The sequence below is a fragment of the Blautia argi genome (genome assembly GCF_003287895.1).
In the GTDB taxonomy this organism is placed as follows: Bacteria; Bacillota; Clostridia; order Lachnospirales; family Lachnospiraceae; genus Blautia; species Blautia argi.
This window is the reverse complement of record NZ_CP030280.1, coordinates 2,525,429-2,537,793: the sequence shown is the minus strand read 5'-3', so window position 1 is coordinate 2,537,793 and position 12,365 is coordinate 2,525,429. Positions and strand designations below refer to the sequence as shown.

Here is a 12,365-nt window from a genome sequence, read left to right as displayed (position 1 = left end):
CTCTGGTGCTATCTTAAAAACATAGATATTAGCACTCCACTTAAACGAGTGCTAACAATAACGAGAAAGGAGCGAAAGATGGAAGTCATAAGTGAACTGGACGAGAGAAAACGGAAAATTTTAAAAGCTATTATCCAGACTTATTTGGAAACCGGTGAACCAGTTGGTTCCAGAACCATTTCCAAGTACACAGATTTGAATCTTAGCTCCGCGACAATACGGAATGAGATGTCAGATTTGGAGGAGCTGGGTTACATTGTTCAGCCCTATACTTCAGCAGGACGGATTCCTTCGGACATGGGTTATCGTCTTTATGTTGATGAACTTATGAAGGAAAAAGAAAAAGAAACAGCAGAAATTAAAGAGCTGATGATTGAGAAGACTGACAAAATGGAAAAGGTATTAAAGCAGGTTGTAAAAGTGCTGGCATCAAATACCAACTATGCGACCATGATTACAGGTCCTACTTATCATCGAAATAAGCTGAAATTTCTGCAGCTTTCCAGAGTCAGCGAAAACCAACTGCTGGCAGTTGTAGTAGTAGAAGGAAATCTGGTAAAGAATCATATTATTGATTTAAAAGAGCCAATGGACGATGAAACCGTACTCAAATTAAACCTTCTGCTGAATACACAGTTAAATGGACTTTCTATTGAGGAAATTAATCTGGCAATGATTTCCAGACTGAAAGAGCAGGCCGGCATTCACAGTGCGGTCATCGGCAGTGTGATTGATGCTGTTGCACAGGCGATTGCCCCGGATGAAGAAGAAATGGAAATTTATACCAGCGGGGCAACCAATATATTCAAATATCCTGAGCTGGCAGATACCTCAAAGGCAAGTGAGCTGATTTCCGCTTTTGAAGAAAAACAGGCACTGGTGGAATTTGTAAAAGATACGGCAGAACCCGAAGACGGAAAAGAAAAAACAGGAATTCAGGTTTATATTGGAAATGAAAGCCCGGTAAAAACTATGAAGGACTGCAGTGTCGTGACTGCAACCTATGATTTGGGAGAGGGTATGCAGGGTACAATCGGGATCATAGGACCAAAGAGAATGGATTATGAGAATGTAGTAGACAATCTGAAAACTTTAAAGAATCAGTTGGATAATATATTTAAGAAAACATAGAAAGGCGGTATGAGATTCGTGTCAGAAGAAAAAAAGGAGTATAACACCATGGAAGAGGAAACCATTTCTAATAAGGAAACAGAAGAAATTCTGGAAGAAGATGATGTAAAACTGGCAGAAGAAGCTGTTTCCAAAGAAGAACAGGAAGCTTCCGCTGAAGAAGCGGAAGAAAAGACAGACGAAAAGAAAGGACTTTTCGGAAAAAAGAAAAAAGATAAAAAAGATGAAAAAATAGAAGAGCTTACAGATATGGTAAAACGCCAGATGGCAGAATTTGATAATTTTCGTAAACGTACAGAAAAAGAAAAATCTGCCATGTATCAGGTAGGAGCAAAGGAAATTGTAGAGAAAATCCTTCCGGTTGTGGATAACTTTGAAAGAGGACTGGCAACTGTATCTGAAGAAGAACAGGTAACACCTTTTGCAGAAGGAATGCTCAAGATTTATAAGCAGTTGATGACCGCTTTTGATGAAATGGGTGTAAAAGCCATTGAAGCAGTGGGTCAGGAGTTTAATCCGGATTTCCACAATGCAGTGATGCATGTGGAAGATGAGGAAGCAGGCGAAAATGTGGTTGTGGAAGAGTTCCAGAAAGGCTATATGTATAAGGATTCTGTTATTCGACACAGCATGGTAAAGGTTGCAAACTGATACCGGAACAGTGGAAAACACTATAAAAAGTAGGCGATATTCATCTCACAGGAGCAATCCTGGAAGATTTTATCTTATAGATTACAGACAATCCATTATAGAAAAAAATTCAGGAGGAATTTATCATGGGAAAGATTATAGGTATTGACTTAGGTACTACAAACAGTTGTGTAGGAGTTATGGAAGGCGGACAGCCGGTAGTTATCGCCAATGCAGAGGGCGCAAGAACAACACCTTCCGTAGTAGCATTTACAAAATCAGGAGAAAGACTTGTCGGTGAACCTGCAAAACGTCAGGCTGTAACAAATGCAGACAAAACAATTTCTTCTATTAAAAGACATATGGGAACAGATTACAGAGTTTCTATTGATGACAAAAAATATTCTCCTCAGGAAATTTCTGCAATGATTCTTCAGAAGCTGAAAACAGATGCGGAAAATTACCTGGGTGAAAAAGTAACAGAAGCGGTTATTACAGTACCTGCTTACTTCAACGATGCTCAGCGTCAGGCAACAAAAGATGCCGGTAAAATTGCAGGTCTTGATGTAAAACGTATTATCAATGAGCCTACAGCAGCAGCTCTGGCATACGGTCTTGACAACGAACAGGAACAGAAAATCATGGTATACGACTTAGGTGGCGGTACTTTCGATGTTTCCATTATTGAAATCGGTGACGGGGTTATCGAAGTATTATCTACAGCAGGCGACAACCGTCTGGGTGGTGATGACTTTGACCAGAAAGTTGCAGATTACATGATTGCTGAGTTCAAGAAAAATGAAGGTGTAGATTTATCCGCAGATAAAATGGCTATGCAGCGTATTAAAGAAGCTGCTGAAAAAGCGAAAAAAGAGCTTTCTTCTGCAACAACTACAAACATCAACCTTCCATTTATCAGCATGAATGCAAATGGACCGTTGCACTTTGATATGAACCTGACAAGAGCAAAATTCGATGAACTGACACATGACCTGGTAGAGAGAACAGCAGAGCCGGTAAAACGCGCTTTATCTGATGCAGGACTTTCTGCTTCTGAATTAGGTCAGGTATTGTTAGTAGGTGGTTCTACCCGTATCCCGGCTGTACAGGATAAAGTAAAACAGCTGACAGGAAAAGAACCAAGCAAGAGCTTGAACCCTGATGAATGTGTAGCTCTCGGAGCTTCTGTACAGGGCGGTAAGCTTGCAGGTGATGCAGGTGCCGGAGATATCCTTCTTCTGGACGTTACTCCGCTTTCTCTGTCCATTGAAACCATGGGCGGTATTGCAACAAGACTGATTGAGAGAAATACAACTATTCCTACAAAGAAGAGTCAGATTTTCTCTACAGCAGCAGATAACCAGACAGCCGTTGATATTAACGTTGTACAGGGTGAAAGACAGTTTGCAAGAGATAACAAATCTCTTGGACAGTTCCGTCTGGACGGTATTCCGCCAGCAAGAAGAGGTGTTCCTCAGATTGAAGTTACCTTTGATATTGATGCAAACGGTATTGTAAATGTATCTGCAAAGGATTTAGGTACAGGAAAAGAGCAGCATATCACAATCACAGCAGGTTCCAACATGTCTGACGATGAAATCGATAAGGCAGTAAGAGAAGCTGCAGAATACGAAGCACAGGATAAAAAACGTAAAGACGCAGTCGATACAAAGAATGATGCAGACGCTATGGTATTCCAGACAGAAAAAGCTATGGAAGAAGCAGGCGACAAAATTGATGCAAATGACAAGACTGCAGTAGAAGCTGACTTAAACGCATTAAAAGACGTTCTTGCAAAATGTGCAAACGTAGATGAAATCACAGATGCACAGGTAGAAGAAATCAAAGCAGGAAAAGAAAAATTAATGCAGAGCGCTCAGAAACTGTTTGCAAAAATGTATGAACAGGCTCAGGCGCAGGGTGGCGCACAGGCTGGTTCGGATATGGGAGCAGGCGCACAGGGCGGTTCTTCAAATGAAGCATATGGAGATGACGTAGTAGACGGAGATTACAGAGAAGTTTAATCTGCGGCGTATAAAGTAAATCAGCAAAGGCATGGACATGGGGTGTTTTCGGGCAGCCCATGTCTGTGTGCTTCGATATACAGAAAGGGACAAAACCAATGGCAGAAAAAAGAGATTACTACGAAGTCCTGGGCGTAGACCGGGGCGCAGATGACTCTGCAATTAAAAGTGCATATCGTAAGCTTGCCAAAAAATATCACCCCGATGTAAATCCGGGAGATAAAGAAGCCGAAAAGAAGTTTAAAGAGGCGACAGAAGCATATGGTGTTTTAAGCGACCCTCAGAAAAGACAGCAGTATGATCAATTTGGTCACGCAGCATTTGAACAGGGCGGCGGCGGTGCCGGAGGCTTTGGCGGTTTTGGCGGCTTTAACGGCGCAGATATGGGAGATATTTTTGGAGATATCTTCGGTGATTTGTTTGGAGGCGGCGGAAGAAGACGTCCGAACAACGGTCCTATGAAGGGCGCAAATGTTCGAGCTGCTGTTCATATTACTTTTGAAGAAGCGGTTTTTGGCTGTGAGAAAGAATTAGAACTGAATTTAAAAGATACCTGTAATACCTGTCATGGAACCGGTGCAAAGCCGGGGACATCTCCGGAAACCTGTTCCAAATGCCATGGCTCAGGACAGATTGTATACACACAGCAGTCCATGTTCGGAACCATTCAAAATGTGCAGACCTGTCCGGACTGTCAGGGAACCGGTAAGGTCATCAAAGAGAAATGTCCGGATTGCCGCGGCACAGGCTTTATCTCCAGCCGCAAAAAAATCAAAGTTACCATTCCGGCAGGTATTGACAATGGACAGAGCATTCGTATTCGGGATAAAGGCGAGCCCGGCTTAAACGGAGGTCCAAGAGGCGACCTGATGGTAGAAGTGATTGTTGCCCGCCACCCGATTTTCCAACGGCAGGATATGAATATCTTCTCCACAGCTCCGATTACTTATGCACAGGCTGCTTTGGGCGGCGAGGTGCGCATCAGTACTGTAGACGGTGATGTGATGTACGATGTAAAACCGGGAACTCAGACAGATACCAAGGTAAGACTGAAGGGCAAAGGCGTTCCTTCTCTGCGTAATAAAAATATCAGAGGAGATCATTATGTTACTTTAGTTGTTCAGGTTCCAACAAAATTAAATGAAGAGGCAAAAGAAGCTTTGCGGAAATTTGACGAAGCCTGTGGAAACCGTCCTGCAAGTGGAAAGAAAAAGAAAAAATTCGGTGAACAACTGAAACAGGATATTAAAGATATTTTTGAAAATTAAAAGAGAAGAGCAGACTGCTGTTTTGACAGAAAAACTGTCAGGCGGCAGTCTTTTTTCTGTGCCTTTCCATATTGCAATTCGGATTTTTTTCCTCTATAATAAATATCATGCGTTTTTCGTATAAAAAGATACGAAAACAGAGGAGAAAATGAGAATTTATGAGTGGCTTTGTTGTTCTTCAGCAGATGATACTGATTTTTCTTTTGATACTGACAGGCTTTGTTTTGTATAAGAAAGGCATTATTTCTGCATATGCATCAAAGGATTTATCAGCATTGGTTGTGAATATCTGTTCCCCTGGTCTGATTATTGTCAGTATGTTTGAGGACTTGTCCTCTGTATCCAGGGACAGTGTGATTTTAGTGGGAATCATTGGGATTTGTTTCTTTCTGTTTTTGAGTGTTTTGGGATTCTTGTTTGTGAAAATATTTAAGATTCCTGTTCAGGAGAGAGTGTCCTATATTCTCATGACCGTGTTTGGAAACCTGGGATTTATTGGTATCCCCGTAGCTCTGGCAATTATCGGACCGGAGTCCATGGTGTATGTCATTGTATTTAATTTTTTATTTAACGTGTACATTTACACTTTTGGCGTCATGCTTTTGAAAAAGGGAAGCAATGGGGTGAGAACTTCTCTGAAGGATATTTTAAGCCCCGGACTTTTAGCATGTATTGTGGCGTTTTGTATTTATTGGTTTGACATACAGCTTCCAAAAGAAGTGGAAACTGCCGCAGGGTATTATGGAAATGCCTGTACGCTGCTTTCTATGCTGGTAATCGGAATTTCCATGGCAGATATGAAGGTGAAAAGTGTGCTGAGAAATACCAGATTCCTTCTGTTTACAGTGTTGCGCTTCCTGGTATTCCCCATACTTTTGGCTTTGTTTTTAAAACCAGTGCTTCCAGATTTTACCATGCGGGCTACCATTGTTTTAATGGCCGCGCTTCCCGTAGGCAATCTTTCTGCCATGTTGGCAAACCAATACGGAAAAGACTCAAAAGTGATTGCAGAGGGCATTATTGTGACAACCCTGCTTTCTGTAGTTACGATTACTCTTACATTTATGTTTGTTTGAAGAAAGTAAAGGAGATAATGAAATGAAGTGGAAAAAATTCAGAATAAAAACAAGAACAGAGGCAGAAGACATTATTATCAGCTCTCTGTATGACATTGGGCTGGAAGGCGCTCAGATTGAAGATCATGTGCCTCTGACTGCCCTTGAAAAAGAACAGATGTTTGTGGATATTCTCCCGGATATGCAGGAGGACGATGGTATTGCCTATCTCAGTTTTTTCGTGGAAGAGAATGAAGCGGGTGAGCTTTTGATGAACGGAGAGGTCACCAGCCAGGACAGTATTGTAAAAGCTGTGGAGGAAGAACTGGAGAGCCTGAAAGCTTTTATGGACATTGGAGAAGGGTCTATCGAAATAGATGAAACAGAGGATATTGACTGGATTAATAACTGGAAGCAGTATTTTAAACAGTTTTATGTGGACGATATCCTGATTATTCCCTCCTGGGAAAAGGTAAAGGAAGAGGATAAAGGCAGAATGATTATCCACATTGACCCGGGTACTGCCTTTGGAACTGGTATGCATGAAACCACCCAGCTCTGTATTCGACAGTTAAAGAAATATGTGACAGAGGATACAGAACTGCTTGACGTGGGAACCGGAAGCGGAATTCTCTCTATTGCAGCTCTGAAAATGGGAGCAAAGCATGCGGTAGGTACGGATTTGGATCCCTGTGCTGTACCGGCAGTGGAAGAAAATAAAGAAGCAAATGAAATACCAACAGATTCCTTTGACATGATGATTGGAAATATTATTGATGATAAAGAGATTCAGGATACTGTAGGTTATGAAAAGTACGACATTGTAGTGGCAAATATTCTGGCAGATGTACTGGTACCGCTGACGCCGGTTATTGTAAATCAGATGAAAAAAGGTGGTATTTATATTACTTCAGGCATTATTGACAACAAAGAGGAAACTGTGGTGAATGCAGTAAAGGCAGCAGGTCTGGAAGTACTGGAAGTGACTTACCAGGGAGAATGGGTGTCTGTGACAGCCAGAAAGAATTAGGAGAAGCTATGCACCGTTTTTTTGTAGAACCTTGTCAGGTAGGAGAAAAGGAAATCCGTATTCAGGGCAGCGATGTAAATCATATAAAAAATGTGCTTCGCATGAAGCCGAAAGAAGAGATACTTATCAGCAGCGGAGAAAGTACGGAATATACCTGTTATATTGAAAAAATACAGGAAGAGGAAATTGTGGCACATATTATGTATGCCCAGAAAGCAGGATATGAGTTGTCCTCAAAGCTGTATCTGTTTCAGGGACTTCCAAAAAGCGATAAGATGGAGCTGATTATACAAAAGGCTGTAGAACTGGGAGTCTGCGAGATTATTCCTGTGGCATCAAAAAGAGCTGTGGTAAAGCTGGATAAAAAGAAGGAAGAAAAAAAGCTTGCCAGGTGGCAGGCAATTTCAGAAAGCGCTGCCAAGCAGTCAAAGAGAATGTATGTGCCAAAGATTCAAGGAGTGAAAACCTTTGCACAAGCAGCAGAATACGCCAAAACTCTTGACGTGGTGCTGCTTCCTTACGAACTGGCAAAGGGAATGGAACAGACAAAGGAAATTGTAGGGAATATTCAGAAGGGACAGTCTGTGGGCATCTTTATCGGCCCGGAGGGCGGCTTTGAGGAAGCTGAGGTAGAGCTGGCTGTGCAGAAGGCAGATGCCCGTGTGATTACCCTGGGAAAAAGAATTTTGCGGACAGAAACAGCAGGACTTGCGGTGCTGTCTGTGTTGATGTTTGCGTTGGAGGAATAAAAATGGAAGCATATCTGGATAATTCGGCAACTACCAGATGTTATAAGGAAGTAAAAGATATTGTGGTAAAAACCATGCTGGAAGATTATGGAAATCCTTCTGCCATGCATTTAAAGGGGGTAGAGGCAGAAGCTTATGTAAAACAGGCGGTAAAGGAGATTGCAAAGACCTTAAAGGTACAGGAAAAAGAAATCTTCTTTACCTCAGGAGGCACAGAATCTGATAACTGGGCAATTATAGGTACAGCACTGGCAAACAACAGGCAAGGCAGGCATATTATTACAACGCCTTTTGAGCATGCCGCAGTGTCTGCTCCGCTGGCATGGCTTCAGAAGCAGGGTTATGAGGTGACGGAAATTCCCGTGGATGAGAGAGGAAATCTGCTTCTGGATAAGCTTGCAGAGGCGGTTCGTGAGGACACCATTTTAGTGTCAACCATGTATGTAAACAATGAAATGGGTGCAGTGGTTCCGGTAGAGGAAGTGGGCAGAATTGTTCATGAAAAGAATCCGAAAACCCTGTATCATGTAGATGCGGTTCAGGGATATGGAAAATACAGAATCTACCCTAAAAAGATGGGGATTGATTTGCTGGCAGTCAGCAGCCATAAGATTCACGGGCCAAAGGGCGTAGGCTTTTTGTATGTCAGTGAAAAGGCAAAACTGCAGCCTCTGATTTTAGGCGGCGGACAGCAGAAAGGTATGCGTTCAGGAACCGATAATGTGCCGGGTATTGCCGGGCTGGGAGTGGCAGCAAAAAAGATTTATGAGAATCTGGAAGAAGATACTGCCCGTATGAGGGCATTAAAGGAGTATTTTGCGGCAGAGCTGAGAACAATCGACCAGGTGGAAATCAATGGTCCTGAGGTAAGCGATGGTGCGCCCCATATTTTAAATGTCAGCTTTTTGGGGGTGAGAAGCGAAGTTCTTTTGCATACTCTGGAGGATAGGCAGATTTATGTTTCAGCAGGAAGCGCCTGCTCCAGCCATAAAAGGGCAGGAAGCGCGTCTTTGGGAGCACTGAGACTTTCTCCTGAGAGAAAAGAGTCTGCTGTCCGTTTCAGTCTGTGCGAGTTTACCACAAAGGAAGAGCTGGATTATACCCTGGAAGCATTGAGGGAAATACTCCCCATGCTGCGGAGATATGCCAGAAAATAACAGAGAGGAAAAAAGTATGTATAGAGCATTTTTAATTAAATATGCAGAGATTGCCATTAAAGGAAAAAACCGCTATATTTTTGAGGACGCTTTGGTAGAGCAGATAAAATATCAGCTGAGAGAGGTAGAGGGCAAGTTTCGCATTGTAAAAGAAATGGGCCGCATTTTTGTGTATGCGGAGACAGATTTTGACTATGAGGAAACAGTAGAAGCTTTAAAGCGGGTTTTTGGTATTTTCAGTATTTGTCCTGCAGTTGTTCTGGAAGACCAGGGCTTTGACAAATTAGCAGAAGATGTGGCAGACTATGTGAAGAAGCTTTATGGAGATAAGGCACTTACCTTTAAGGTCAATACCAGAAGAAATAAAAAGACATACCCTATGCAGTCCATGGAGGTCAGCAGCGCCCTCGGAGGCGTGATTTTGGACGCCTGCCCAAACATGAAGGTTGATGTGCATAAGCCTGATGTGTTTGTGAATGTAGAAATTCGGAGCAAAATTTACCTGTATTCTGAAAATATTCCGGGACCTGGAGGAATGCCTCTTGGAACAAACGGAAGCGCCATGTTGCTGCTTTCCGGTGGTATTGACAGCCCGGTAGCAGGCTATATGATTGCGAAAAGGGGCGTAAAAATTGACGCTGTGTATTTCCATGCACCGCCGTATACCAGTGAGAGAGCAAAGCAGAAGGTTGTAGATTTGGCAAAGCTGGTGGCAAAATACAGTGGTCCTATCCGTTTGCATGTGGTAAATTTTACGGATATACAGTTGTATATTTATGATAAATGCCCTCATGAAGAGCTGACTATTATCATGCGCCGTTATATGATGAAAATTGCAGAAGAATTTGCGAAAAAGGACGGCTGTCTGGGACTCATTACAGGAGAGAGTATCGGACAGGTGGCAAGTCAGACGATTCATAGTCTGGCGGCAACCAATGAGGTATGTACTTTGCCGGTATTCCGTCCGGTGATTGGCTTTGACAAGCAGGAAATTGTAGATGTGGCTTTAAAAATCAATACCTATGAAACCTCTATTTTGCCTTATGAGGACTGCTGTACTATTTTTGTGGCAAAGCACCCGGTCACAAAGCCGAATCTTCAGGTGATTAAACGTTCAGAGGAAAAGTTGCAGGACAAGATTGAAGAAATGTTAAAAGAAGCTGTGGAAACAGCAGAAACTATTATCTGTGAATAAGTTTTATAGGGAAATAAAAAAGGAGCTGCCGCGAAAGCAGCAGCTCCTTGAAATATGGATACGTACTTAATTAGATTAAGTATGGTTTTAATACTTCCAGGATTTCATCTAAAGCAGCGTCTGTTGCATGAATGTTTAAGTCAATAGCTTTAGATAAATCTAAAGAAAAAATACCCATAATGGATTTAGCATCAATTACATATCTTCCGGATACTAAATCAAAATCGTAATCAAATTTTGTGATTTCATTTACAAAGGATTTAACCTTGTCAATGGAATTGAGTGAAATTTTAACTGTTTTCATTGGAATAAAATCCTCCCTTACATCAGATTTTTTATTTGCATTTTACAAGGATAATGTTACCGTTATTGGCAGGAAAAGTCAATATAAAAAAGGGAGAAATAAAACACAAAGAAAAGGAAAACAATTCGTCAAAACGCTAGATATAAAAAACAGTAAAGGTGGAATTATGAAAAAAAGAGTTGCATTACATAATTTAGGTTGTAAGGTAAACGCATATGAGCTGGAAGCCATGCAGCAGATGCTGGAAACAGCAGGCTACGAAATTGTTCCTTTTGAGCCGGGAGCAGACGTATATATTATCAATACCTGTACAGTTACCAATATTGCGGACAGAAAGTCCAGGCAGATGCTCCACAAGGCAAGAAAGATGAATCCGCAGGCCATTGTGATTGCGGCAGGCTGTTATGTACAGGCACAAAAGGATATGGATAAAATTGATGATGCCATTGATATTGTGCTGGGAAATAACCGGAAGCAGGATTTGTTGTTTATTCTGGAAAACTATGAGAAAAACCGGGGACAGGAAAAAGACGTGATAAATCTGGAAAAGCCTGTAGAATATGAGGATTTGCAGTTGTCCAGAGCAGGAGAGCATACAAGAGCATATTTAAAGGTGCAGGACGGCTGCAATCAGTTTTGCAGTTATTGCATTATTCCCTATGTAAGGGGGAGAGTCCGTAGCAGAAAGAAGGAGGACGTGTTAAATGAGGTGAAACGTCTGACAGAAAATGGATATCAGGAATTTGTTCTGACTGGAATCCATTTAAGTTCTTATGGGGTGGACTGCGAGGATACGCTGTTATCCCTGGTTCAGGCAGTGCATGAGGTGCCTGGGGTAAAAAGAATCCGTCTTGGTTCTTTAGAACCCAGAATCGTCACAGAAGAATTTGCCAGGGCACTGGGCAATATGCCTAAAATCTGTCCCCATTTTCATCTGTCCTTACAAAGTGGGTGCAATGAAACCTTAAAACGTATGAATCGGCGGTATACGGCAGAGGAATATTTAAAGGGCTGTGAGCTTCTCCGGAAATATTTTAAAAATCCGGCACTGACTACAGATGTGATTGTAGGATTTCCGGGAGAAACAGAAGAGGAATTTGCACGGTCAAAGGCAATGATTGAGCAGGCAGATTTTTATGAAACACATATTTTTAAATATTCCAGAAGACAGGGAACCAGAGCAGATAGAATGGAAAATCAGGTGCCGGAGCAGATAAAAACAGAGAGAAGTCATGCACTTATTGCTCTTGGAAAAGAGCATATGAAAAAATATATGGATCAGTTTATGGGACAGGAAGTGGAAATTCTTTTTGAGGAGCCTGCACAAATAAACGGAGAAACCTATTGGACAGGGCACACAAAGGAATATTTAAAGGCAGCGGTAAAGACAAAGGAAAACCTGGAAAACTGCATACGCAGGGGAAAGGTTGTGGATACTGTCAAAGATGGGATTTTTATTTGCACAATATAATAGTTGAATTTCCAAACAAGATATATTAAAATAGTATCATAGTTGCAGTAGTAGAATGAGAGATAAGGGCGTGAATCGTATGGCAAATTTAGAAAACACACAGTATTTTAATGTAAAAACAGCTCCGGAAGTGCGTGTAAAGGAAGTTCTGGATCTGGTTTATAATGCAATGGCAGAAAAGGGCTACAACCCAGTGAACCAGATTGTGGGCTATATTATGTCAGGAGATCCCACTTACATTACCAGCTATAAGGGTGCCAGAAGTACCATTATGAAGGTAGAGCGGGACGAGCTGGTGGAGGAGCTTCTGAAGGAATACATTAAGAACAAATCCTGGAAGCGTGGTTAAAT

Annotated in this window: 12 protein-coding genes; 11 read left to right on the top strand and 1 reads right to left on the bottom strand. The window is 41.9% G+C overall.

The window, feature by feature from the left end:
* Positions 1–78 precede the first annotated feature (78 nt).
* The 9 genes from hrcA to thiI all read left to right on the top strand — a co-directional run bounded on the left by hrcA (position 79) and on the right by thiI (position 10,239).
* A complete protein-coding gene (hrcA, locus tag DQQ01_RS12285) occupies positions 79–1,131 on the top strand; it encodes a heat-inducible transcriptional repressor HrcA (protein WP_111920279.1) in 1,053 nt (350 codons plus the stop codon).
* Between the two features lie 18 nt (positions 1,132–1,149).
* A complete protein-coding gene (grpE, locus tag DQQ01_RS12280) occupies positions 1,150–1,782 on the top strand; it encodes a nucleotide exchange factor GrpE (RefSeq protein WP_111920278.1) in 633 nt (210 codons plus the stop codon).
* Between the two features lie 125 nt (positions 1,783–1,907).
* Positions 1,908–3,785 carry a molecular chaperone DnaK gene (dnaK, locus tag DQQ01_RS12275; RefSeq protein ID WP_111920277.1) on the top strand — a complete coding sequence of 626 codons (1,878 nt, stop codon included), beginning with the start codon at positions 1,908–1,910 and terminating at the stop codon, positions 3,783–3,785.
* A 98-nt stretch (positions 3,786–3,883) separates the two neighbouring features.
* On the top strand, positions 3,884–5,053 hold the full coding sequence (gene dnaJ / locus DQQ01_RS12270; RefSeq protein WP_111920276.1) for a molecular chaperone DnaJ: 1,170 nt from the start codon (positions 3,884–3,886) through the stop codon (positions 5,051–5,053).
* Between the two features lie 158 nt (positions 5,054–5,211).
* On the top strand, positions 5,212–6,129 hold the full coding sequence (locus DQQ01_RS12265) for an AEC family transporter (RefSeq protein ID WP_111920275.1): 918 nt from the start codon (positions 5,212–5,214) through the stop codon (positions 6,127–6,129).
* A 22-nt stretch (positions 6,130–6,151) separates the two neighbouring features.
* Complete coding sequence (prmA, locus tag DQQ01_RS12260; protein ID WP_111920274.1) at positions 6,152–7,138, top strand: 50S ribosomal protein L11 methyltransferase; 987 nt, start codon at positions 6,152–6,154, stop codon at positions 7,136–7,138.
* A gap of 8 nt (positions 7,139–7,146) precedes the next feature.
* The gene (locus DQQ01_RS12255) at positions 7,147–7,887 is read left to right on the top strand and encodes a 16S rRNA (uracil(1498)-N(3))-methyltransferase (RefSeq protein WP_111920934.1); all 741 of its coding nucleotides are present in this window, start codon (positions 7,147–7,149) and stop codon (positions 7,885–7,887) included.
* A gap of 2 nt (positions 7,888–7,889) precedes the next feature.
* Positions 7,890–9,044 carry a cysteine desulfurase family protein gene (locus tag DQQ01_RS12250; protein ID WP_111920273.1) on the top strand — a complete coding sequence of 385 codons (1,155 nt, stop codon included), beginning with the start codon at positions 7,890–7,892 and terminating at the stop codon, positions 9,042–9,044.
* A gap of 16 nt (positions 9,045–9,060) precedes the next feature.
* Positions 9,061–10,239, top strand: coding sequence for a tRNA uracil 4-sulfurtransferase ThiI (gene thiI, locus DQQ01_RS12245; protein WP_111920933.1), 1,179 nt, complete (start codon positions 9,061–9,063; stop codon positions 10,237–10,239).
* Between the two features lie 70 nt (positions 10,240–10,309).
* Here thiI and DQQ01_RS12240 read toward each other — a convergent pair whose 3' ends face one another.
* Positions 10,310–10,543, bottom strand: coding sequence for an HPr family phosphocarrier protein (locus DQQ01_RS12240; protein WP_111920272.1), 234 nt, complete (start codon positions 10,541–10,543; stop codon positions 10,310–10,312).
* A gap of 166 nt (positions 10,544–10,709) precedes the next feature.
* Here DQQ01_RS12240 and mtaB point away from each other — a divergent pair, with 166 nt between their 5' ends.
* Both mtaB and DQQ01_RS12230 read left to right on the top strand, forming a co-directional pair.
* Positions 10,710–12,014 (top strand): tRNA (N(6)-L-threonylcarbamoyladenosine(37)-C(2))-methylthiotransferase MtaB, encoded by a 1,305-nt coding sequence (mtaB, locus tag DQQ01_RS12235; protein ID WP_111920271.1) that lies wholly within the window; start codon positions 10,710–10,712, stop codon positions 12,012–12,014.
* A gap of 79 nt (positions 12,015–12,093) precedes the next feature.
* Positions 12,094–12,363, top strand: coding sequence for an IreB family regulatory phosphoprotein (locus DQQ01_RS12230; RefSeq protein WP_111920932.1), 270 nt, complete (start codon positions 12,094–12,096; stop codon positions 12,361–12,363).
* The last annotated feature ends 2 nt before the right edge of the window (positions 12,364–12,365 follow it).

Coding starts and splice junctions, on each gene's coding strand:
- hrcA (WP_111920279.1), top strand. CDS start 79: ATGGAAGTCATAAGTGAACTGGACGAGAGAAAACGGAAAATTTTAAAA.
- dnaK (WP_111920277.1), top strand. CDS start 1,908: ATGGGAAAGATTATAGGTATTGACTTAGGTACTACAAACAGTTGTGTA.
- dnaJ (WP_111920276.1), top strand. CDS start 3,884: ATGGCAGAAAAAAGAGATTACTACGAAGTCCTGGGCGTAGACCGGGGC.
- DQQ01_RS12265 (WP_111920275.1), top strand. CDS start 5,212: ATGAGTGGCTTTGTTGTTCTTCAGCAGATGATACTGATTTTTCTTTTG.
- prmA (WP_111920274.1), top strand. CDS start 6,152: ATGAAGTGGAAAAAATTCAGAATAAAAACAAGAACAGAGGCAGAAGAC.
- DQQ01_RS12255 (WP_111920934.1), top strand. CDS start 7,147: ATGCACCGTTTTTTTGTAGAACCTTGTCAGGTAGGAGAAAAGGAAATC.
- DQQ01_RS12250 (WP_111920273.1), top strand. CDS start 7,890: ATGGAAGCATATCTGGATAATTCGGCAACTACCAGATGTTATAAGGAA.
- thiI (WP_111920933.1), top strand. CDS start 9,061: ATGTATAGAGCATTTTTAATTAAATATGCAGAGATTGCCATTAAAGGA.
- DQQ01_RS12240 (WP_111920272.1), bottom strand. CDS start 10,543: ATGAAAACAGTTAAAATTTCACTCAATTCCATTGACAAGGTTAAATCC.
- mtaB (WP_111920271.1), top strand. CDS start 10,710: ATGAAAAAAAGAGTTGCATTACATAATTTAGGTTGTAAGGTAAACGCA.
- DQQ01_RS12230 (WP_111920932.1), top strand. CDS start 12,094: ATGGCAAATTTAGAAAACACACAGTATTTTAATGTAAAAACAGCTCCG.